This is a genomic window from Campylobacter concisus (genome assembly GCF_003048405.1).
GTDB classification, from domain to species: Bacteria; Campylobacterota; Campylobacteria; order Campylobacterales; family Campylobacteraceae; genus Campylobacter_A; species Campylobacter_A concisus_Q.
Genome location: NZ_PIQS01000008.1, coordinates 1 through 21,576 on the forward strand (window position 1 = coordinate 1; position 21,576 = coordinate 21,576).

Here is a 21,576-nt window from a genome sequence, read left to right on the forward strand (position 1 = left end):
TTCTAATTTATAATAATGAAAACGAACTAACATTATCTTTTGATTTTAATGAAGTAAATAAAATTCCCTTACAAAATTTTATTGATTTTTGCAAGAAAATGGCAAATGCATTAAATACAAAGTTTTATTATTGCGGTTTAGAGCCCGCTCAGGATACTAGCACGCAGTTTTTTACATACAATGGTGTAGGAAAAATAAACTGGTAAACAAAATAATGAAATCTAATTTACGGAAATCTTAATGCTGTTAAGGGAAATTAAAATGAGAAAAATAAGGGAATTATTGGCAAAGTCTTTGTTTAGACTTGCTTCAACAGATTATCAAACACAATATATTGATAATTCTACTATTTACGAGTATGTGGTACCAGAAGACTTAATTGAAGAGGTCGCAAATTTTTGTAGAGAAGCACAATTAGATTGTTTCAAAAATAATTTTTCAGAACGAGAATTAGAATTTGCAAATATATTGCGAAATAAAATACTCAACCTGCCAAGTGGTGATATATACGGAACAAATATATGGGCTGAATTAAAAATAGATGCAGAAAAATTTTTAAATATTTTGGGTTATCAAATAAAAGATTTTGATTATAGTACAATAGATAATATAGACCGCAATGAGCTTGGTAAATAAAATAACAAAATCGAGTTTATGGAAATCTTAATGCTATTATGGGAAAATAAAAATGTATCAACTAAAAAAAATATTATTAGAAAGGCTATTTGAATTAGCTTCTACTGAGTATCAAAAAAATATATAGACAATGCTACTACTGATAAATATACTTGGGGCGATGAATTAGTAAATGAGATAATTAATCCATTAGAACTTATACAAAGGCCAGAAAATAAGTACTTATTTGATAATAATGAGCTCCTAGCTATAAAAGAATATAAAAATAAACTTGATATTATTTGTAAAAACAATAATATAGATACAGATTTATATGAAATGCCAGAAATTTGGAATAAGATAATTATAAGTTCTGTAAATTTACTAAATTTATTAGGCTATTCTCTTAATGACTTTGATGAAGATGCGAACTTGATAGCCGAACATAAAGTTTAGTAATATAGTATTGGTAAAAATTAATAAATTTATAAATCCTTTCTTGCATTTACTATTTTTTAAGCTAGTGCTAAATAAAACTAGATGACGGCAAATTTGAAGCGATGACAAGCGTTGATAGGCTAAATTTATACTTAAAGTGGTGGAAAATAATAGAAAATACGGCTGTAGAAATTATTGGGGATAGTCAAAAATGAGAGAGCTTTATAAGATTTATTTAAAGGACAATGCGCAATTGGGGCAAATGCCAAAAACAATTCACTACTCTGGTAACACTCTTTTGCCAAAGCCATTTGCACTAAGTATTGTCAAGTATAGTGACAATGAAGGATATTATTTGCTTTATCTTGACAAATTTGGAGAAGAGCAGGCAGATACGTATCATGAGACTTTAGAAGATGCTTTTGGGCAAGCAGAATTTGAATTTGGCGTAAAAAAAGATGAGTGGTTTTTGGTAAAAAATCAATAATCTTGCAGGATAGTTCAAAAAAGAGTTTGGAGTAAATAAAAAGTTAAAAATAGTTTTACAAACAGATTTCGCATGTGATAGCGTATTTTGGATATATGATGAATTTGGTGAAAACATAAATGGCGGAACATGGGTAGAGCAGGAAGATGAAATATCTTGGGACAGCAAACTTCCAGACGAACTGTTATCTTGCCCAGATATAAAAAGGCTCTCGATGGAGATTATGAAAGAATACAATAGTCTTTTTATAAACAATGAAAAGAATTTAGCTATAAGGGCTTTGCTAGTCCCGAATCCGAAGCAAAATACATGCAAAAAAATCAACGAACTTAGAAAAATTTTATATGAAAAATGTGGAGACAAATACGAAATAGTAGATGATTTGCATTAAAATAAGCTTTTAAATTATAATAAATAAACTCCTTAAAAGATACAATAACTGGAGTTTATTATCTAGTAACAGATACAAAAGAGACAGCCAAAGGTATAGCAAATACTGTCTTAAATGCAGATACGCTCATTTATAACGGCTTTATGAAAAGCGAGCTAGATATTATGCTCGGAGATTATGCTAGCGCAACCTCTAGAGATTTTGAATTTATGGCTAGACTTACCGGTTCTGGCGCTATTACAAAAAAGCTAGAAATAAGCTATCTAATGAGATTTTTAAATACAAAAGAGATGGCCAGCTTTATGGGTCGAATAACCAAAATATCCCAAAATATCACAGTGAGCGTAGGGAAATATACGATGACAATAGATATATCTATAAATTTAATGGCGAATACCCAAGATGTGTTTATGGTTATCTCACAAATAGAAATGACAAGATTGAGAAGGTTGTAGGCTGGGTTATATTGTCTGGAAAAGAGTATTGCAAAGAAACACCAGGAGTTGGAACGTGGATGTAGATAAGGCTAAATAGCCAAATCTTAAAGCAAGGTACGAAGTGCGTGTAAGTTCTTTGTGCAATTCATTTCTAAAATAGCGGTATTACTTTTTTGTTATATCTAATGAATGATGTGAAAAAGGGTAGTGAGCTTTTTAGTAATAGGTTTACAATCATAGAAAAAATTCTATATAACATTTCTTTATCATCTTAAACATGTTTCATACAATGAATTTTAGGCATTTTGCTATATCAACAGCAGACGTTTTGGATATTTCTTTGTTAAAGTATGAACAATGTCTTTTTATAAAAAATTCATTATTAACTAATATATCAACTCTTATTTTCATATTTATAACAAGCTCCTTTACAAAAAACAAGGCAAAAAGCCCAAGTCGATTTTATGACAAACTTTATAAAATCGCCATTGAGCTCTTGAAAATGCTAAGGGTTTTGCCATAATCTCTACGATATAAGGTTACTGTTTTAGTTGTTATGATTTTCGTGTTGTATCAAAAAAATGGGATAAAATAGCAAAAATCCCAAAAAAAGAAAAATTTTAATAAAAATACCGAAATAGTATTTTTTTGGACAATCTAGTTTATTTTTTTAAAATTGAATTAATAATTCTTTTAAAAATATTCCAAAAATTTGGGATAGTCCCATATTTGGCACAGATATAAAGTGCTCCCAAGCACGCTAAAATTGGGGTTTAAAGCACTTTTTCAAAAATTTCCCTCTGTTTGATGCATTTAATTGCTCAAATTGCAAAAGCAATTTTTCGCAAAATGCATTTTATACTTTGCATAGTCGCTATCGCTCCGCAAAAAAATTGATCAGTAAAGAAAAAAGTTTTAATTCTAGTGTAAAAAGATTCATACAAATAAATTTTAGAAAATATTGCAAAAATGTAAAATATAATAGTATTTCTATTATATTAATATAATAATTATTATATATAAACATAATAAATTATAATTATTATGTAAAGTAAATTTATTTTACACAGCTATATTTTTGATTTTATGCTATAGTACTAACAATAATACAATTTTAATCGGTAAAAGGAAAAGTATTAAATGTCTCTTCATCAGGACGTATGTGATGCATACAACATAAATAGATATGAGTTGGCTGAAAAGCTTGGTGTTTCAAAAACTACACTTGATAGCTGGAGTGATGAAAACAGAATGACGAAAGTAACTCGCCTGGCACTAGAGCTTATGCTTGAAAATCATCATAAGACAAAGCTTTTGTCTGATTTAAACAACTCGCTTTCTAAGATTGTTTTTTTAGAAAGCAGCAATGATGAAAATATGGACATAGATGATGAACAAAAAAAAATTGCAAGTAGAATAAAGCATATTCTAAACGAATATGATTTCAGCCTTGCAAAGGCTAGCAAGAGCCTAGAGTTTCCAGATTTTGAATATTTAAACAAGGTATTAAAAGCTCAAATTTATCCTAGCTTCGACTTTTTAAAAAAGTTTTCAGATGTTTTTCATATCTCAAATGAGTGGCTCGAGGATGGTAAAGGGCATCCATTCGATTTAGAGATAATAGGCTGCAGATATTTTTCTCAGTTAAAAGAAAAAAAGAGAGAATTTAATAAGTTTTATATCGTTAATTGCACAGATAATATAGAGTATACAAAATTAGTTGCTGAGGATAAATTGGGTCGTTTTGATATATTTGAAAGAGATTTTTGTATAGGTGATCGTTTCATCATGAGCGGTATAGAATGCAGCGATCTTTTTGAATTATATAGTTTCTACACTGAAAATAGAGGGTCATATGTATCCTTAGTTACGCTTGAGTCAGATGATTATAAAAAATTGCTTTCAAGAGACTATTATGCTGGCAATATTTTAAAACGTAGCAGAGGATCATGTATGCTATATGACTTATTTGATCTAGACTACTATAATCAAGATAGGTATGGAAAATTTTTTGTTGAGTGCACCAATATCATTAAAGAAATAAAAGAAAGAAAGATAAATAAATAAAAAAGCGGTCAGCGATGTGCCCTGACTGTTTTTTTTATTTTTATCATCTTGCTTTTTTAAAAACTAAAAACAAATATTTTTAAGAATTTATAGGCACCTAAGTCTAGTCAGTTTGTTTTTGTTCCACATACACCCAAAGCGTGTATATTATAAGTTCCTAACGTACTTATAGCTTTGGCTCGTTTTAAGTACCTATTAGGTTGATTTTTAGCTTTTATATTATGAAATATATAAATTTTAAGCATATTTTAAGAACCCAATAGATACAATTCACTCTCAAACAGGACAAAATTATTCTTTTTATAAAAATATTTTCAAAAAGAACATGATCAAAGTTATTAGGCCAATAATAACTTTTGAATCTATATGGATGTTTAGTTCCATATGTTTTCTCCTCTCTCCGACTAAATTAGGTGCGTGTAAGGGAGCAACAATTATTCTATCGTAATTATTATTAAAATAACCTTAATGATTTTACCGCTAGTTATTATGAAAATTATTAGATATTAATATTTTCATAAATTTCGCCATCAAACAAAGTCCGGATCTTGTATGAAATATTTTTTTATAATGTTTTTCTTTTGCTGTTGAAAACAAACATTTTCATTACCTATCTGACCGATCTATGCCAAGATGCTTGACTACAAAAAGGAGATTTTATAACGACTTCTTCGACGGTTGGGTCTTTTTTGACTAAGGATCTTTTATCGGGCGCTTGTTCTATTATCTCGTCTTGGTATGCTTGTGCTATCTCTTTAAGCTTTGAAATTTTATCTTGAGCTTTCTTAAGGTCGCCGGCGATTTTATCTCGCTCTTTTCTGGCTTCGTCTCGCTCCCGTCTAGCTTTTTTAAGATTTATAGCAGTTTTGTCTCGTTTTTGTCGCATTTTTTCTAGCTCTTCGATGCGCATATTTAAACTGTATGCCATAGTGATATTCATTTGCGTTGCAGCCGCCTTTAAAATATTATACGTTCCATTTAATTTTGCAATTTCGATCTTACCGTAGTGACGAACGGCCCCGTCTAGAGTAGGTTTTAAATTTAGTCCCTTAATAGTCTCCACAGCATTTTTTGAAAAATCGCTTTTTACGGTATCCAAAAATGCCGATAGTTGTTATTCGAGGTTTTCTACGGTCAATTTTTCCTTGAGCTTAAGTTTATCTTTGACTGCAGTTAAAATGCTCTCTAGCTGCGCATACTCTTTTCTGGTTGCGGACATACCCCTCAAAGTCTCTCGCACCTCTTTATTTATAGTTTCTAGCTTTGCTAAAGTAAGCTTCTCTTCCACTTTTTGTAGCTTCCGGAACACTAGCAGTCATGATAGCTAAAGCTTCCGGATCTTTAACGAGCCGCTTGTAGATCCGCGACGGTATATTTTTTCTGTTCGGGTTTGGCGTACCGCGCTACAATCCCAGTATATTGGCTACTTGGGTCTGTAGTTGTTTAAATTCAAGCCGTTTTCTAAACTTTTGGCGGTAGATAGACTTTCCGTTTTCGGGATCTAAGACGCAGAAATGAATATGTCCGTGTATTGGCCACGAATTTAATCGCGTTTCCTTGCTCGTCGTATTCGTAGTGTCCTTCGTCCCTATAAATAACACTCAGTGTCGTACGGTATCCGAATTTTTCTTCTACGTATTTAGCTACTTTTTCTAGATCTTTTAGAGTGCGGTTTTTTCTTAGATTTACCACGAGTTCTAAAAAACAATGTTTGGTCTTAAATTTTTGACCGTATGTTTCGTAATACTTATCCCTTGCATCTTCTTCTAGCCTTCTTTCTAATACAAGAGCATCTTTTGCGCTCATATTTGTCATATTTAAATGCTGAAATTCTATAAAGCTTGATGCTGCTTTTGAACCGACGTGCATATTATGCCACACGCCGCAACTTGCTCCCTTATCAAATCTAGCATTTGCTAGAGTACCGTTATCCGCATATGGTATATTCACCCCATCCCCCTTTTTCGCTAGCCCCCTTGTGGGACAAGAAAAAGCGCATCTAGGTAGCCAGCGGCTGCTTAGTGCGTACTAAGCTACAAAAGTAGCAGTGCGGTCAAAACGTAGCCCGCAAGGGGCGTAACGTTTTGACGAGCCTTCTTATATAGTCTATACGCGAGTAAGCTTATACCCGTTTGTATACTCGACGGCTTCCGCTAGCTTATCCAGCTCTTTTTGCAGGCTCTTTTGTTTACTATTTAGCTCATTGATTTTAGCTTGTCATTTTATGGATAGCTTAGTGATCTTGTGCCAAGCTTGCGGAAAGGTTATTTCTCCCAAGCTCATTTTTTCTTCGATATCTTGAATCGATTTTATGTATTTATTGTCAGAAACGTCGAACATTTTTTAGTCTCCTTAATTTTTTCTTACATCTTACCGTACGATTTTTATTTTTACAAGGGTTTTAGGGCTTCGGCGTTTGGATAATGAAAAAAATAGTCGGTTAAAAACTAAGCATATGTGCTTAGTTTAGGGAGTTATGAGCTATTTTTATTTTAAAATAATATTTGTAAAAAAGAGCCAGATTTTATAGCTATGTTAAGAAATCCACATTAGCCGCGTAAAAATCTTTGCAAACTGCCCCTCTAAAAGAAGTAGCCTTTCAGCGCTTTAGTCCATAAGCAAGTCAAAATAGGGGGTAAGGGGGCGGTGCGCAGTGCGTAAGCACAAGCACGTACACACGCCCCGGTTCCGATTTAACTTCTAACGGTTTTTTCAATTTTTTTGCGCGAGGGTTTCCTTTTAACTTTTTTTAAATTCTTTGTATATCTTTTAGGGGCTTGCTAGATCCGATATAATCGGTTTTACAGAAGTTATACAATAATAGATTTTCCATTAATTTTTATATCTTACCCAATAATATACCATACTGATTTATTATTCTTTTTATATAAAATACCATAATAAAATAATATATGGATTATTGAATGAACGAAATTGTGAAGTATTCCAACGAGTTGCATGAGCTAAAAATTTAACAGTCTTACAGAGGCACAACAAAATGTATTTTTACTCTTTTACAACAATTTAGAAGCACTAATGGATATACGCTAGAGCTTGACTATTATAAGGTTTTTAAGCTTGCCAACATCGCAGAAAGCGGTAGTTATAGAAAAGAAATTCTAGCAAAATTAAGGCATATTCAAACATTTACTTTTATGTATGAAACAAACAATAAGGGCGATTTAGCCCAAGAAATTATATTTCCAAAAATAGAAACAGACAGCGAAAATAGGGTTTTAAAAATCAAAGTATCCAAGAACTTCAAGGATCGTTATATTGACAGCCCTTTAAAAGGTTGGACTAGGCATGAACTAGCTGAATTCGTTAATCTTAGCGGTACTTATGCAAAGACGATTTATCGTTATTTAAAGCAGTTTCGCGCTCAAGGATGGTGGCATATCAAATACAAAGATTTTAAGGAACTTTTGGAAATACCTGAAAGCTATCAAGCTTGCAATATTGACCAGCAAATTTTAAAGTCAGCAATAAAAGAACTAGCGTCTGAACGTAACCTATTCGACCAACGCCGAACGCCGTTTAAAGGGCTTATGATAAAAAAGATTAAAAGCGGACGCAATATAGAGGCGCTGGAGTTTTATTTTGAACCTCAAAAAATAAGCGATATCGAGCGAGACGAGAAGGAAAATAAACGAAATTTAACCACGATCGCAAACGACATAAAACAAAAAGACATGCTAAAGCAACTAAAGCGCAGCAATCCGATAACCGGTAAAACGGTTAATGATTTTGATCCGTATATAGGGAGATACTTGCGTATATACAACGATAAAACGGACGTTATAGACGTACTAAAGATTCAAAGCATCGAGAAAAACGGAAAGCAATTAGAAGCAAAGCTTTTAAACGTCGACGACGGATATTTTACCGCCATGCTCTTTGATAACTTTAAGCATTTTAAAACACTTTTGAGAGGTATGAGGATTAACCCCCTAAAATATCAACGAGAGTATTTTAAACTGAATTAATTTTTTTACATTGATTCCCCATAGGCTTTTGTCAAAAGTTGCTTAAATTTAATGTCTGGGTTTAATTTAAGTTTCTTAAGTTCTTTCATTATTTCGTCATAAATTCTAAATATAGCATTTTCATCGCCAGTTATCATCGCGTAAAAGCTTTTTCCATCAATTACTTTAATTTTAGGGTTCTCCGGTCTTGGCAAGTGCGTTTTATTATCAGAAGGAGTAAATGCTTTGTTATATGGAGTTGGTTTATTAGGAACTACCTCTACATAATATCCAGTAAATCCTTCTCTATCAGTTAATACTGATGCTATATCATCATATATTGCTACTTTATGATTTCCTTTTGTAGTATTCCATTTATTCTTAATCTCTGCAATAATTTTTTTATCTTCAGAAATAATATCTATAATCTCACCAACTTTTAAATTCTTAAAACCTTTAATTTCACCAATAATCTCTTCGTGAAAAGTCCCTATTGCGTTTTGTAATGTCTTTTGTATTTGTCTAGATTTTTCTGCCTCGATCCACTGATCATAAGTCATTTTATTAAAACTTGATTCTAATAAAGCCGAAAATGGATCGATGACATTGCTATAAATATCATTAGAATTCTGAGCCTTTGTATAAATTGTATAAAGCTTTTTAATTATTTCTGAAAGTGCATTATTATTTTCAAAATACGACATTTTGCCTACCTAAAAGTTTAACTAATTTATAATTATAACAGGTTTAAGCATATAACAACTTTAATAATATTTTTGATAAAATAACCATAAACAATGTTATATAAGGTTAAATTATGATTTTTGAAAAAGAATATTACAACATATCTGAGGTAGCTGACATATTGTCTATATCAAAAGAAACGTTAAGAAGATGGGATAAAAATGGTAAATTAGAACCTGTCAGACATCCAATGAACAACTATAGAGTTTATCATAGAACTCAATTACACAACTTTGAAGAAGCACGGTTAATGTTTAATACACTATGGGATGAGGAATTAGACACGAAACCCCTAAGAAAATATAAATCAGTAGAATTGTTTGCAGGAGCTGGGGGATTAGCTTTAGGTTTTGAGAAAGCGGGCCTAGAGGCAGTTTTATTAAACGAGATAGATAAATTTGCTTGTAAAACATTGCGAGAAAATAGACCATCTTGGAATGTAATTGAAGGAGATGTGGCTCAACTAGATTTCACTAAGTTTAAAGGTAAAGTAGATGTTTTGTCTGGCGGATTCCCTTGTCAAGCTTTTTCTTATGCAGGTAAAAAACTAGGGTTTGAAGATGCTAGAGGCACACTGTTTTTTGAATTTGCAAGAGCGGTTAAAGAATGTCAGCCTACTATTTTTTTAGCTGAAAATGTAAGGGGCCTATTAAAACACGATAATGGCAGAACATTGGAAGCAATTAAATCAGTTATTGACGATATCGGATATAAATTAATCACTGAACCCAATGTGTTAAAAGCCATGTTTTATCAAGTTCCTCAAAAAAGAGAAAGATTGTTTTTTGTTGGAGTAAGACAAGACATTATGGAAAAAATATCATTAAATGACTTCAAATGGCCATCCCCTTATAAAAGAATTATGACTCTTAGGGATGCTTTAAAAAAAGGTGAACTATATAATACGGATGTCCCAAAATCCCAAGGACAACAATATCCAAAAAGAAAAAAAGAAATTTTAGATTTAGTTCCAGCGGGTGGTTATTGGAAGGATCTTCCTGATATTTTACAAAAAGAATACATGCAAAAAAGTTATTTTCTAGGTGGTGGCAAAACAGGAATGGCAAGAAGATTGTCATATGATGAACCAAGTCTAACTTTAACTTGTTCTCCGGCACAAAAACAAACCGAAAGATGCCATCCAGAAGAGACAAGGCCTTTAACTGTTAGAGAGTATGCCAGAATTCAAACCTTTCCAGATGATTGGGAATTTATTGGCTCTATGACAAACCAGTATAAACAAATTGGCAATGCTGTACCAGTAAATTTATCTTATGCAGTAGCAAGGAGCTTGGTCAGACTTTTAAATATTATAGAAAAAAATAAAAAATTAGCATGATCTTATTTAACCCTCTTTAGGCATTGTAATTTGCTTATTTCTTTAGCTACTAAATTTCTAAGTACTTGGTTTTTGTTGATCCCTTTTTCTTTGTCTTCTTTGGTTAAAAACCCCATCTCATCGTCGGATAGATACGCCGTCATCTGACAAGTCGGTGGGTTTTCGGATTTTGGACGTCCTAGTTTTTTATACTTAGCTAGAGTGGCCTCCAACTCCGAGATCTTGTCTAGCTTCGCCGTTTGATCATCCGCTTCTGCAAATCCCGTCGTTATTTAATTTGAAATTTGAAAGATTCTTCACGATAAGGCCTTGTTTTTAATGTATTCGATAATTTTATAATATTGCGAATAGAAGTCTTTGTACTGGGATCTCGATAAACCGTTTTGATTATAAAGCTCCGCAAAGCTCATGCCGTTTGCGATAGCGTTCTCAAATATGGCCGATCTTTTTAAGAGCACATACTCGACGTCATTTCTAAACCCAGCCCCCTTCAAGGCCTCTATAATAGTTCCTAGATCTCCATTGTTCACAACGTCCGTCACCAAAACCATCATATTCCTAGCATAGTCTTTTATTTGATTATATGTTTCTGCCGCCTTAAATACGGAGTTGATTTTAGGAGTAACCGGCATGATAACAAAATCGCACTCTTTCAGTATACTTAGTACCCCGGAAGCGACAAAGCCACCAAAGTCATAAACCGTATCGTCTGCTATCTTACAAGGATTAGAAAATACCGCTTTATCATATATTTGAGTAACTACGGAATTGTCGTTAGTCTGTAAATTTAAGCCCAGATCCTTAGCTAAACTGAAAGCCAAAGGCGTTTTTACCTACTCCACCTTTGGAATTAATTACCGCTATTCTCATAAAAATCCTTTACAAGTTTTTAAATATTATAACTTAATTTATATTAATAACTTATTATATATAGCAACTTTATATATTTAACAACTTGTAAAATAGCTCTATCGATAGCAATATGAGCCAGCCAACGCCATAAGACCAAAATGCAGTATTTATCTTGAAATAACTAATTTATTTAAATAGTTTTTTAGGTGCTATTTAAATAAATACAAAATTATTTTTTGTTTTTTAGCTTCTAAATTTTGGAATCACAGTATGTATTATTTTTTATGCTCCTGGCATCGGAGAAATAGCTATTTTTACGCTCCTACACTTAGGACAATAGTTTGGTGTACCATAACCAGCTCGACTAGTCCATTCATATTTACAATCATTACATTTACACCTATAAACTATTGTTTTATTGGTATTTTCTGCCATTTGATTTTCCTTTTAAAAAGATGTATACTATGTATAGTATAGTATAAAAAAATAAATAAAGGATTAAGATGGCTGAAAATTATAAAAAATACTCTGAAGAAGAAGCTCAAGAAATAATGGGAAAAATACTGAAGGTAGGATTTAATGGTGCAATGCTCATAGGAAAACTCGCTTGCAAAGGTATTCATTATGCAACTAGGCCAAAAAACGAAGAAGACGAATATCCTACAACAAAATTGGGGAAAATGAAGCAAATAATACACGATATTACCGAAATTCATGATAAGAATAGTGACGATTCTCATAACAATGAGTCGGAATATTCTAAGTTTAAAAAATCGCTCAATAAAACTAAAGAGGAATTAGACAAAATAAAACAAAATAGCCAAAATCGAAAAGAGGAGATACAAAAAGAAATTGATGCATATGGCTTTTTATCTGTCGCGGATTGCCTCAGTTGTCACCATAGATGGGTAGAATTAGGAAAGCAAGTGGATGCTTCATTTTGTCCTAAGTGTAAAGAAACGAATAAAAATAAAATATTAGTAAAAGAAATACATGATGCAAATGATCTATATTAGCTAATAAGCACTCAATAAATATTGTACTTTATTTGTCTAAAGAACCTTAAATTACAAACCCCATAAAATACAGCATTTCGCTCTTTAAGTTTTGCCAGGTCTTACCATTCATAAACCTTAAGCTAAAAACATACCCTTTCAAAAAGCCCTAAAACATAGCTTTCCTCTCTTTTACTATTGAAAACAATTATTTTCAAAACACTTGATCAGTAGTTCCCTATTTTTTGGTCTTTTATTGAAAGAAAGGATAAGAATTTAAGCTTAGAAAACTTAAAGTAATAAAAATGGCTTAAGAATTTACCTAAAAACAAGTAAATTCTTATCTTTTCTTAAAAAATAAATATAATTCAAAATCTATTTTTCTTTTTAACTTTTATTAGAAAACTACTCTAGCAAATTCCTAAGTATTTTTTTCTTAAATATTCCGCTTGCTCTTTTGTAATCTCTTTGCTAAGCTGAGATATATTTATTGATGAGTAAAACTCACTCCAATATAAGCTTAAATCCCAATTAGGATGAGTATTTGAATTCTTACAATCTAAAAACTTTTGTAAGTCTTTTTTGAGCCATGGCGACAAAGTATTTTCATCTAATATGATATTCTCTTCCATATTACCACCTATCTAAATTTTTATCTTTTTCTTTATCTTTTATTATTTGGGATAATTTTAGCTGCTATTTTGCTATCATCTCTTTCTTTTTACTTTTCAAGCGATGCTAATTGTAATTTTATCTTTTTTTGATTTTCTCATATTTTAAAACTATCTCAATTATAGCCATTCACCTTTTTGCTGATAAAGATTTAGTTAATAGTATAGCGAAGTTCAATGAAATTTGAAGGCAGTAATAGCTGTTTTTTTAATTGTGGCAAGTTTTATTGTGTATAATTTTGGTCGTAAATAGTATTAATTGCAGGATAGGCAATAACGCCAAATTTGTCCGACATTTTATGTCAGACTTTGGGTTATTGCCAACTCTGCGAGGCTCAGGTATAGGATAAACATAATGGAAAATAATAAGATAAAAAAAGTTTTAGAATAGAAAGCAATTTATTAAATTTGGTTGAGGCGTATTTAAAAGATAGTAAGTATAATTTTAGTGATTTGGTTAATGCTGCTATTATGAATTTTATATCTACTGGCGATATTGAGGGATCTAAAAAAATACTTTATTGTTAAGAGAAAACAACAAAGAAGTTGAACTATCAATATCTAAAAGTGAATATAAGTATTTGGTTGATTTATCTAAAAAACATGGTTTTAACTCAGCCACTAAAGAGGCTAAATTTTTATTATTAAATCTTTTAAATTCTGATAGTCCTATTTTTAATAATATTGAAATGGAGGAGTTAAGAAAATCTAACTATGAGCTTAATATGGTTGGTAGGAATATTAACCAAATGCTAAAAGTATTATATGAGCAGGATTTGAAAAATTTTAAAGTAAATTATGAAAATTTAATATCAGTAGTAAAAGTAGTAAATGACAAAATTTCTGCCGTAAGCGATAAGATAGAAAGGTATATTAAGATTTTAAATTTGAAGCTAAAGTAATATTAGATGAGAAAAAAGAATACTTGATGATGAATGGTGGCGACCCAAAAGAGTTATTACTGATTTAGAAAAAAAGGCCAAGAGTTCTTACGCATATAATAATCAACGAGGTATTTATAAAAATAGATTTAAAAGTATTATTACATATACAAAAACTCATTCAAAAAAACAAACGGAAGTCGTTATTAAATTTACTGGATCTAGATTTTATAAAATAGTTAAAATATTACCCTTTTGGGAGAAAAAAGTAAAAATCTAGTTCTTTGAAATTTTTTTGATAATTTCGCTTAATACTTTAAAATCTGCAAGCTCAGTTTTTAGTTTTTGATTTTCTTTTAGTAGATTGATCGATTGTATTGTTTGGCTGCTAAATTTATCAGTGGTTATTGCCACTTTTAAGCTGCCCTCGGTCATACCGATTTTTTCCGCCAGCTGTTTATATGTTAAATTTTGCTCTTTGCAAAATTCCTTTACGTCGGCTGCTGTCATTCGCTTTTTCTTTTCATATCTTCTACAAGAAGTTTTCTCATATAAGCATTTCTAGCTAGAAAAGTTTCATCACACTTTTCATCCAAATACGCTATTTCTTCTTGAGTAAGATAAATACTTACTTGAACAGTATTTCTCTTTTGTCTTTTTTGTCTTGCATCTCATAAGTTTTTACATTGCTGTTTTGCAAAGCTTCTTCAATGCTAATGCTCGCTCTCTTAGTCATACTTCAATATCCTTTTAATAGTTTTTATATCATATTAATATATTTAAAATTAAAAAATATAAATTAAGATTTGCTTTTTATAGCTTTTAAAAGTCTTCTACATTCGTTAAAAAAGCTCGAGTAGCTCCTTTTTTGATAAAGAGCTTTCATTATATAACTCAGTAAAAGATAGTCCATAGTTTGCAGCATTATTGACAATCTTTGAATTTTTGAAATAAAAGGTCGGAATACCTTTATATATTTTATCAAGCTCATTTTCCAAAAATTCTTCTTCCTTATCATCTTTGTAGTTGGTTACAAGAAGTATTATATTTGGATTTATTGAAATAATTTCATTTATCGATTCCACTGTTCTGATAAATGAATTATATGTTGGTAAACAAGGGATAATTACTGCATCGCAGTTTTTATAATATCTAAAACCCCGGAAGCAGAAAATCCTCTAAAGTCATATACACAATCGTCAAGATCTTTTGCTTTGTCTAGAATTTTTGCTTTGTTTGGATAGATCTGCTCGATACAAGAATTGTCATTGGATTGCAAAAAGTATCCAAAATCTTTTGCAATGCTAAAAGCAAAAGGCGTTTTGCCTACGCCGCCTTTTTGTTTATAAGAGCTATTTTAATTATATTATCCTTTTAAATTCTATAAAGATATTGTACTTTATAAAAAAATAAATATAACTATTATTGCTTTTTGTATTTATTTTTAAATTCTCTCTTAAATTACTAAAAATTGGTAAAATCAAAAATCTTATTAATTATTTTTTGATATTTTTGACAATTTTTGTTCCGGTCGATTACTTTAGTTATTGTGTAAATATTTTTTAGATTTTCCTTGAAAACCATTGCATTAGCACATTCATCTGTACTAAGCAATTCTATCTCTTTATTCCTCCTACCAATTATCATTTAATTTGTTAAGGGGTTTGTTAATTCCAACTTGTTTATAATCTCTTACCTTTTTCTAGTAATTGTAAAATTAAGCTCTGTTTTTTTGATTTTGTGGCTGAGGAATAATATTTGGCTTTACCTCTTCTTTAACCTCCTCCTCATCAAAATCAAAAAGACTTCTAGTCCCATACTTGTTTGTAGAGCTAGTATCTTTTTTAATGTCCTAGTAGTTTTTCTTTTATCTCTTTCATCGGATATCTCGCGTCGCTCAGATTGAGATATTCCTTGTAGATCGATAGTCCCCCCATTATCTTGTAAATTTCCAGATCCGTATTGCCCATCTCTCTTAACTTCTTCGCTTCGTCCTCGCAAAGAATATCCTTCTCCCAATACTCCTGCCTGTATAGAGCTATCGTTAGCTCCTCTAGTTTCTCCTCGTCCACTAGTCCTCTTGCTTGGATGTCGTCTATCATCCCCAAGTTCTCCAAAGCTGTCGTCCAGCGGTAAAGTATCGTTAGTCTGTGCATCCAGTCGCCTGATTGAATGTTCGAAGGTGCTGGATACGTTGATCTCATTATCTCTTGTTGCTCCACGTCCAGATGTTTCTCGATATAAGCTCTCATTCGATTGATCACTTCCTCGCTCGGCTCTATCGTATCGCAAGTCATCGCTCTCCAATTCACCCAGTCGTGATTGATTGTTATTAGTATATTGACTAACTCTTTTTTGATCTGCTCTATTTGCTCTTGATTGATCTCGTTGGATTGATTGATCTTGCTCTCCATATTCTTGATTATCAGATATAGATAATTTGAGAAGTTCATCTCCTCTTGTAATGGTGTCCACTCCATTTCCATCATATCCGTAAATCTCTTTTTGGTTATTAGCGGCCGATTGCCCTTTATCTTGTTCTGCGGATTTGATAGGATAAGGTTGTTCTTGGTATCCACGAAGTCCCAGATCTCGTTTATCGTCTCCTGAAAATTCTTCGGTGATAGTTCGTTGTAATGTGGATTTAGTATGTGAAACATTGTATATGCTCCAAGTTTATTTATTGAATGCAATTTTACTATTTTTACATAAACTATTGCATAACTGGATAGTTTTTGTCTTGAGACTAGAGCTATATATTTTCAATTTATACACGCAGTTTAATATATTTATCGTATTATATAGAAACATTTTAAGGAAATGTCTTTATAAGAAAATTCTTTAATCTTGTAGTAATGAAAAATTCGCCTATTATACTACTTGGCAAAAATAAAAATTTTTAAAATGTTTTTTAAATTTTTAATTTAGCCTTATATTTTTTACAAAAATATTTTTTTCTGGGAAAAAAATTTCTATCATAATAAAATCTGAGTCTTTTTCTGGGAAAATTAAGTAGGCAATAAGGCTAAAAAATGTAAATTCGTGTCAAAAAATAAAAAAAAGGACAAATATGGCAAGAGAGATTATAGATCTTGAAAAATCTCGTTCTACGAGTGCCAGGCTTTACAATCGGACGCAAGAGATAGTAGACAGCCAAACAGGTGAAGTAAAAACAATAGTAACAAGCTTTTTGCAAAAAGAACAGTCAAAAGATGCGTTTATAAAAGTATTTGTTGAAAACTTAGACTTTTTAGTTGAAAATCTTTCAAACAATGCCAGAACGGTTTTTTTAGTAATGATAAAAAATGTCAATTATAAAAACATCTTTAAATATGATAGTGATTTTGTCAAATACTTTGAAGAAAGAAAGATCCTAGCAAAATCAAGTGTATATCGTGCACTAAAAGAGTTAGAAGATAAGCAGGCAATTTTTAAAATCAGCGAAAATGACAAGGATAAATTTGACATCATAGGCAAAAACTCATTTATGCTCAACCCACAAATCGTAGGCAAAGGCTCAATAAAAGACCTCAAACAACTAAGGCAAACGACTGTTAAAACATTTAATTTCGAAACACTTGAGATGACAAAAGAAATTTTAACTGATGCAGCCTATGATGGATTTGACAAGGTTTTAGCAGCCCCCAATGATTTTCAGATCGATAGCGTAAAACAGATTCAACATTCGGCAAATAAGAGTGAAACTGAGATCGTGATATCAAAAAAACACGATGAAGAACCAGCAGAGGTCAAACCAGAAGCCATTGAGGTAAAATCTGAAAGAGTAAATGAAGCAGCAAGCGGCGTAGAGAGCGATATTGCTGATATTATGAAATTTGTTGGAGCGTTTAAGGGTGATTTTAAAGGTGATGCTAAGTCACTTAGGGCTGCTAAATCAGACGAACTAAACCAAAGGGATGAATAATGAAAGTCTTTTTTGACCTAAATATTATTATTGATATTATTGATACTGATAGAGCAAATAACCAAAAAGCTGTTGCACTCATGCAAAATTTAATGCGAAATGGCACTGACATTGTTATTAGCGAAGATAGTATTAGCACACTTTATTACAATTTACGTCATTCAAAGCAAAAACAGCTTATATTGCTTGACTTTCTAGAAGTGATAACTCAAAAATGGCAGCTAGCAAGCTTTGGTGTCGAAACAATAAAGAAGGCTATAAAGTACTCTAGAAATTCTAACGCTGACTTGGAGGATGCATTGCAATACTTTTGTGCAGATAAAGAAGGCTGCGAAGTTATATACACGTGCGATAAAAACTTCCCAAAAATTGCTATTGCTGTAAAAAATTATGATTAATTATAATTTCTTGGGAAAAATTTTGCTAGTGTGGTTAAATTTTTCCCACACAGAAAACCATTTTTCCCGGGCATGGGAAAATATAAAATGGCTACGGTCCACGAAATTACCGCACTTTAAGACCATTTTTTATAACGTTTTCCCTTCTTATTCTTTTCTTTTTGCCGGAACCAAAAATAAGGTAAATCAAAAGTAAATAACTTTTGAACTTTTATAATTGTGCTATTAATTTTTTGCAAGCAAAAAATTCGCACAAAAATAAAACACCAAAAAAGAAAGACTATTATCATTGGTTTATTTTATGGTCTTTGATTTTTCTTTAATGTAGTGTTTGTTTCTTTTTTTGGGAAAAAATTTTATATAAGATCAAATTTTGTGTTTTTTTGGAAGATTTTTTATTTCATTAAGAGATAATATTTGTGTTGTTGATTATATTTTTACAAGATTATAGAAATAAGTTCAAAGTTTTTATTAAATTTATAAAAACGTATTGTAAAGGAGGATATAGAAACTTAGTATAATAACAAAGAAAAATTTGTTTATTGTAAATTTTATAATATTATTTAAATATGATAATAATATTATGAATATATTAGAATAATATTTTATTATTATGAATATGATAGGTTTTTAATATGCCAAGGAAAAGAAAAAAAATTTATATTGATGTGCCCTACTCTCTAAAAAATACTGCAAAAACAATGGGAACTATGTGGGATAGTGACGAAAAAAGATGGTTTATTTATGATACTTTTGATTTTGAGGCATTAGTAAAGTTACTTGAAGAAAATAAAAAAGAAGGAGCTAATAAAAAAACTGTATTATCAGATGGTATTACAAAATTCAAAGTGCCCTATTCTCAAAAATATCAAATTGATATTTTTGACGTATCTTCAAAATTCAAAGATGCATTAAATGCAGCCGGGCTTGAAGTAGACACACCGATAATGGATGGGATTTTACGACGTGTTAGAGTAGATGGTGATAAGGGTGCGCAAAAAAGTGGTGCATATGTTGGTTATATTGACGGGATACCAGCTGGGTTTATACAAAATTTTAAAAGCGGGTTTATTAGTAACTGGAAATATGAGAAATTAGACGTAGCACCTTATTCCGATGAACTTATTTGTAGTAAAAAAAATCAGAATTTATCAAAAGGCAATACAGACTTTATTCAAAAGCAGTCACAAAGGGATAAGGACTTAGAAGAGGAATATAAAAAAACAGCTAAAATTTTATATGACGAGTTTTTAGCTGCAAAATTTGCTGTTTTAGACCATGGCTACTTTGTTAAGAAAAGAGTATATAAAAATTATGGGTTGAAACAGGATAGATTTGGAAATCTTCTTATGCCACTTTTTGATATCAATGAAAAATTTTGGTCGCTTCAACGGATATTTCCAAATGGAAATAAGATGATAGGCGCCCTACTTTCAAATGAGCAAAAGAAAAATGGTGAAAAGCTTCTTGCTAAGAAGCGAGGAAATTTTTTTATTATAAGTGACGATATGGATCTTTATAACAAAAATTCAGCTAAACTTAATATTGAGGCTTTATTAAAATATAATAAAATTTATATATGTGAAGGTTTCGCTACTGCAGCAAGCGTTCATGAAGCTTGTAAGATGCCTGTAATAGTTGGACTTGATGTGGGCAATTTAGAATTTGTAGTTCAAAATTTTTCTACAAGGTTTTGCAATATACATATCATAATTGCTGCTGATAATGATGTCAAAAAAGAAAAAGAGAGTGGGTTTAATATTGGAAAAGAAAAGGCAATGCAGATTAAAAATAATTTTAAAAATGTAAGTATCTGTATCCCAAATTTTAATGATAAAGAAATTTACAGTGGATATAGTGACTTTAATGATTTGTATAACAGCAGAGGAATTGACGAAGTAGGGCGTCAATTAGAAATATTATTATAGTATCTAAAATATATTTATGTAATATTATTTTTATATGATTTAGATATTATAATAATAGTATCTAAATCATAATGCTTTTATCTCGATTTGAAAATTATGTATTGCCTGCTAATAAATACCTATTTTTATTTTTGTATAGAGGGTTGCTAGTTAATTATATCTTTTATGATAGCAGAATAAGTGTTCTTAAATTTGTGTTTTATGTGTTGATATTTATAATTTTTATCTATATTTTAACTAAAGAGATTATATGAAATAAATATTATAATAATATGATAATAATATTTATATAAAAATATATAAATATGAAAAAGATATTTTTATGATATAATCTCATAAAAAGAAAAGGATTAAAAATGGTAATATCTATCGTAAATGAAAAAGGTGGTAGCGGCAAAACTACGCTTGCTGTAAATTTAGCAGCTAGGTTATCAGAGGATGGAGATAATGTCCTTTTAATAGATGCTGATCCGCAACGTTCAACCGAGGTTTTTTCAGATATTAGAAGCCAGTCAAATTTAAAACCGCTCTTTTCAAGTGTGTCAAAAACAGGTGTTAGCTTGGGTGATGAGATAAAGCGTATGCGGGATAACTTTGACTCTATCGTAGTCGATACTGGTGGGCGTGATAGTAAGGAGATGCGTAAGGCTATGTTGTCATCAAATGTACTTATAATACCAACCATACCTTCACAGTACGATGTGAGTGTTCTTGATCGCATGCTTGATCTTAGTAGTGAAGCGAAAGAGTTAAATGAGAAATTGCTTACACTTATACTTGTAAACCGAGTTTCTCCAAATCCTTTTTTGGCAAAAGAGCTTGAAAGTATGCGTGAATACATCGATGATGCAAAAAAGGAGCGAAATTTAAGTGATGTCTTTTTATTAAACTCTGTTATTTACGAAAGACAAGCTTATAGAAAAACGGTTTCAAATGGCAATAGTTTAAGCGAATTTTGCAAAAATGGGGATAGGGCGCTTGAAGATTTCGAAAGTTTTTATGCCGAGCTATTACAAGTTGTAAAAGAAAATATTAAGGATTAAAAAATGGGTTTTAAAAAAGTAAATACAACTCCAGCTACTAGTGAAGAAAATTTTATAAATCAAGCAAGAGGAGAAACATCAGAAGCAAAAAAACCTAAAAATTTAAAACGAGATAAGTCATTTTTACTTTATTTTACGCAAGATGAATTTGATCGTGTAAAGATAGAAGCGGAAAAAATTGGAATGGGTATAAATCAATACATTCGCTTTAAAATTTTTATCTAGTATTATATAAATACTATAATGATATTATATTAATATTATAATTATATTAATATAATATCATTTAAAAAAGCTCATGAGCTTAAGCTTGAGATTGTAAACTAAAATCTTTAACGCTATGCGAGTATTATTTTATTGTAAAACAAGTATTTAACAGTTGTATCTACATCTATTGTAA

22 protein-coding genes and 1 pseudogene are annotated in these 21,576 nt (G+C 31.0%); 15 read left to right on the forward strand and 8 right to left on the reverse strand.

The annotated features are described in order from the left end of the window. The 6 genes from CVT18_RS10620 to CVT18_RS09875 form a co-directional block, all read left to right on the forward strand. Positions 1 to 206: hypothetical protein (locus CVT18_RS10620; RefSeq protein ID WP_234410340.1), on the forward strand; the 206-nt coding region annotated here is incomplete at its 5' end. 55 nt (positions 207 to 261) lie between these two features. Beyond that, positions 262 to 636, forward strand: coding sequence for a phytanoyl-CoA dioxygenase (locus tag CVT18_RS09860; RefSeq protein WP_107824541.1), 375 nt, complete (start codon positions 262 to 264; stop codon positions 634 to 636). A 679-nt stretch (positions 637 to 1,315) separates the two neighbouring features. Then, positions 1,316 to 1,540 (forward strand): hypothetical protein, encoded by a 225-nt coding sequence (locus tag CVT18_RS09865; RefSeq protein WP_223154752.1) that lies wholly within the window; start codon positions 1,316 to 1,318, stop codon positions 1,538 to 1,540. Between the two features lie 223 nt (positions 1,541 to 1,763). Then, positions 1,764 to 1,931, forward strand: a complete 168-nt coding sequence (locus CVT18_RS10210) for a hypothetical protein (protein WP_159071498.1) — start codon at positions 1,764 to 1,766, stop codon at positions 1,929 to 1,931. Positions 1,932 to 2,074: 143 nt separating this feature from the next. After that, positions 2,075 to 2,386, forward strand: coding sequence for a hypothetical protein (locus tag CVT18_RS09870; RefSeq protein ID WP_107824519.1), 312 nt, complete (start codon positions 2,075 to 2,077; stop codon positions 2,384 to 2,386). A 1,122-nt stretch (positions 2,387 to 3,508) separates the two neighbouring features. Further along, positions 3,509 to 4,435 carry a helix-turn-helix domain-containing protein gene (locus CVT18_RS09875; protein ID WP_107824520.1) on the forward strand — a complete coding sequence of 309 codons (927 nt, stop codon included), beginning with the start codon at positions 3,509 to 3,511 and terminating at the stop codon, positions 4,433 to 4,435. 610 nt (positions 4,436 to 5,045) lie between these two features. Here CVT18_RS09875 and CVT18_RS09880 read toward each other — a convergent pair. Together CVT18_RS09880 and CVT18_RS09890 are read right to left on the reverse strand one after the other, a co-directional pair. Beyond that, positions 5,046 to 5,534: a hypothetical protein gene (locus tag CVT18_RS09880; protein ID WP_107824521.1), complete on the reverse strand. Its 489-nt coding sequence runs from the start codon at positions 5,532 to 5,534 to the stop codon at positions 5,046 to 5,048. Positions 5,535 to 5,896: 362 nt separating this feature from the next. Then, positions 5,897 to 6,385: a hypothetical protein gene (locus CVT18_RS09890; RefSeq protein WP_107824523.1), complete on the reverse strand. Its 489-nt coding sequence runs from the start codon at positions 6,383 to 6,385 to the stop codon at positions 5,897 to 5,899. Positions 6,386 to 7,437: 1,052 nt separating this feature from the next. Between CVT18_RS09890 and CVT18_RS09895 the strand changes: the two genes are divergently transcribed. Next, positions 7,438 to 8,421 (forward strand): replication initiation protein, encoded by a 984-nt coding sequence (locus tag CVT18_RS09895; RefSeq protein ID WP_107824524.1) that lies wholly within the window; start codon positions 7,438 to 7,440, stop codon positions 8,419 to 8,421. Positions 8,422 to 8,426: 5 nt separating this feature from the next. Here the strand turns inward: CVT18_RS09895 and CVT18_RS09900 are convergent, their stop codons facing one another. Next, complete coding sequence (locus CVT18_RS09900) at positions 8,427 to 9,104, reverse strand: Eco47II family restriction endonuclease (RefSeq protein WP_107824525.1); 678 nt, start codon at positions 9,102 to 9,104, stop codon at positions 8,427 to 8,429. Between the two features lie 113 nt (positions 9,105 to 9,217). Between CVT18_RS09900 and dcm the strand changes: the two genes are divergently transcribed. Next, positions 9,218 to 10,483 carry a DNA (cytosine-5-)-methyltransferase gene (gene dcm, locus CVT18_RS09905; protein ID WP_107824526.1) on the forward strand — a complete coding sequence of 422 codons (1,266 nt, stop codon included), beginning with the start codon at positions 9,218 to 9,220 and terminating at the stop codon, positions 10,481 to 10,483. Between the two features lie 296 nt (positions 10,484 to 10,779). Here the strand turns inward: dcm and CVT18_RS09915 are convergent, their stop codons facing one another. Further along, a complete protein-coding gene (locus CVT18_RS09915) occupies positions 10,780 to 11,304 on the reverse strand; it encodes a spore coat protein CotH (protein WP_107824528.1) in 525 nt (174 codons plus the stop codon). A gap of 534 nt (positions 11,305 to 11,838) precedes the next feature. Between CVT18_RS09915 and CVT18_RS09920 the strand changes: the two genes are divergently transcribed. Continuing rightward, the gene (locus CVT18_RS09920; protein ID WP_107824529.1) at positions 11,839 to 12,351 is read left to right on the forward strand and encodes a hypothetical protein; all 513 of its coding nucleotides are present in this window, start codon (positions 11,839 to 11,841) and stop codon (positions 12,349 to 12,351) included. 389 nt (positions 12,352 to 12,740) lie between these two features. Here CVT18_RS09920 and CVT18_RS09925 read toward each other — a convergent pair whose 3' ends face one another. Further along, positions 12,741 to 12,962 (reverse strand): hypothetical protein, encoded by a 222-nt coding sequence (locus tag CVT18_RS09925; protein ID WP_107824530.1) that lies wholly within the window; start codon positions 12,960 to 12,962, stop codon positions 12,741 to 12,743. Positions 12,963 to 13,522: 560 nt separating this feature from the next. Here CVT18_RS09925 and CVT18_RS09930 point away from each other — a divergent pair. Then, positions 13,523 to 13,903, forward strand: coding sequence for a hypothetical protein (locus CVT18_RS09930; protein WP_107824531.1), 381 nt, complete (start codon positions 13,523 to 13,525; stop codon positions 13,901 to 13,903). 255 nt (positions 13,904 to 14,158) lie between these two features. On the opposite strand, the gene CVT18_RS09935 is transcribed toward CVT18_RS09930, so the two are convergent. The 3 genes and pseudogenes from CVT18_RS09935 to CVT18_RS09945 all read right to left on the reverse strand — a co-directional run bounded on the left by CVT18_RS09935 (position 14,159) and on the right by CVT18_RS09945 (position 16,362). Further along, positions 14,159 to 14,392: a helix-turn-helix domain-containing protein gene (locus CVT18_RS09935; RefSeq protein WP_107824532.1), complete on the reverse strand. Its 234-nt coding sequence runs from the start codon at positions 14,390 to 14,392 to the stop codon at positions 14,159 to 14,161. A gap of 289 nt (positions 14,393 to 14,681) precedes the next feature. Then, positions 14,682 to 15,185 (reverse strand): annotated as a pseudogene (locus CVT18_RS09940) (hypothetical protein). 541 nt (positions 15,186 to 15,726) lie between these two features. Further along, positions 15,727 to 16,362, reverse strand: coding sequence for a hypothetical protein (locus CVT18_RS09945; protein ID WP_199907370.1), 636 nt, complete (start codon positions 16,360 to 16,362; stop codon positions 15,727 to 15,729). A gap of 590 nt (positions 16,363 to 16,952) precedes the next feature. Between CVT18_RS09945 and CVT18_RS09950 the strand changes: the two genes are divergently transcribed. The 5 genes from CVT18_RS09950 to CVT18_RS09970 all read left to right on the forward strand — a co-directional run bounded on the left by CVT18_RS09950 (position 16,953) and on the right by CVT18_RS09970 (position 21,401). Next, the gene (locus CVT18_RS09950; protein WP_107824534.1) at positions 16,953 to 17,807 is read left to right on the forward strand and encodes a hypothetical protein; all 855 of its coding nucleotides are present in this window, start codon (positions 16,953 to 16,955) and stop codon (positions 17,805 to 17,807) included. Continuing rightward, entirely contained in the window at positions 17,807 to 18,205 is a 399-nt protein-coding gene (locus tag CVT18_RS09955) for a type II toxin-antitoxin system VapC family toxin (protein ID WP_107824535.1), read from the forward strand. The genes CVT18_RS09950 and CVT18_RS09955 overlap by 1 nt, the downstream gene beginning before the upstream one ends. A 635-nt stretch (positions 18,206 to 18,840) precedes the next feature. Then, complete coding sequence (locus tag CVT18_RS09960; protein ID WP_107824536.1) at positions 18,841 to 20,133, forward strand: toprim domain-containing protein; 1,293 nt, start codon at positions 18,841 to 18,843, stop codon at positions 20,131 to 20,133. 356 nt (positions 20,134 to 20,489) lie between these two features. Next, entirely contained in the window at positions 20,490 to 21,176 is a 687-nt protein-coding gene (locus tag CVT18_RS09965; RefSeq protein ID WP_103583805.1) for an AAA family ATPase, read from the forward strand. Positions 21,177 to 21,179: 3 nt separating this feature from the next. Further along, complete coding sequence (locus CVT18_RS09970) at positions 21,180 to 21,401, forward strand: hypothetical protein (protein WP_107824537.1); 222 nt, start codon at positions 21,180 to 21,182, stop codon at positions 21,399 to 21,401. Positions 21,402 to 21,576: the final 175 nt, after the last annotated feature.

Bases quoted from the DNA above. Each gene is read 5' to 3' on its own strand.
- CVT18_RS09875 (WP_107824520.1), top strand. From the start codon at position 3,509: ATGTCTCTTCATCAGGACGTATGTGATGCATACAACATAAATAGATAT.
- CVT18_RS09920 (WP_107824529.1), top strand. From the start codon at position 11,839: ATGGCTGAAAATTATAAAAAATACTCTGAAGAAGAAGCTCAAGAAATA.
- CVT18_RS09925 (WP_107824530.1), bottom strand. From the start codon at position 12,962: ATGGAAGAGAATATCATATTAGATGAAAATACTTTGTCGCCATGGCTC.
- CVT18_RS09970 (WP_107824537.1), top strand. From the start codon at position 21,180: ATGGGTTTTAAAAAAGTAAATACAACTCCAGCTACTAGTGAAGAAAAT.
- CVT18_RS09860 (WP_107824541.1), top strand. From the start codon at position 262: ATGAGAAAAATAAGGGAATTATTGGCAAAGTCTTTGTTTAGACTTGCT.
- CVT18_RS09945 (WP_199907370.1), bottom strand. From the start codon at position 16,362: ATGGAGTGGACACCATTACAAGAGGAGATGAACTTCTCAAATTATCTA.
- CVT18_RS10210 (WP_159071498.1), top strand. From the start codon at position 1,764: ATGAAAGAATACAATAGTCTTTTTATAAACAATGAAAAGAATTTAGCT.
- CVT18_RS09950 (WP_107824534.1), top strand. From the start codon at position 16,953: ATGGCAAGAGAGATTATAGATCTTGAAAAATCTCGTTCTACGAGTGCC.
- CVT18_RS09900 (WP_107824525.1), bottom strand. From the start codon at position 9,104: ATGTCGTATTTTGAAAATAATAATGCACTTTCAGAAATAATTAAAAAG.
- CVT18_RS09870 (WP_107824519.1), top strand. From the start codon at position 2,075: ATGAAAAGCGAGCTAGATATTATGCTCGGAGATTATGCTAGCGCAACC.
- CVT18_RS09865 (WP_223154752.1), top strand. From the start codon at position 1,316: ATGCCAAAAACAATTCACTACTCTGGTAACACTCTTTTGCCAAAGCCA.
- CVT18_RS09955 (WP_107824535.1), top strand. From the start codon at position 17,807: ATGAAAGTCTTTTTTGACCTAAATATTATTATTGATATTATTGATACT.
- dcm (WP_107824526.1), top strand. From the start codon at position 9,218: ATGATTTTTGAAAAAGAATATTACAACATATCTGAGGTAGCTGACATA.
- CVT18_RS09960 (WP_107824536.1), top strand. From the start codon at position 18,841: ATGCCAAGGAAAAGAAAAAAAATTTATATTGATGTGCCCTACTCTCTA.
- CVT18_RS09965 (WP_103583805.1), top strand. From the start codon at position 20,490: ATGGTAATATCTATCGTAAATGAAAAAGGTGGTAGCGGCAAAACTACG.
- CVT18_RS09935 (WP_107824532.1), bottom strand. From the start codon at position 14,392: ATGACAGCAGCCGACGTAAAGGAATTTTGCAAAGAGCAAAATTTAACA.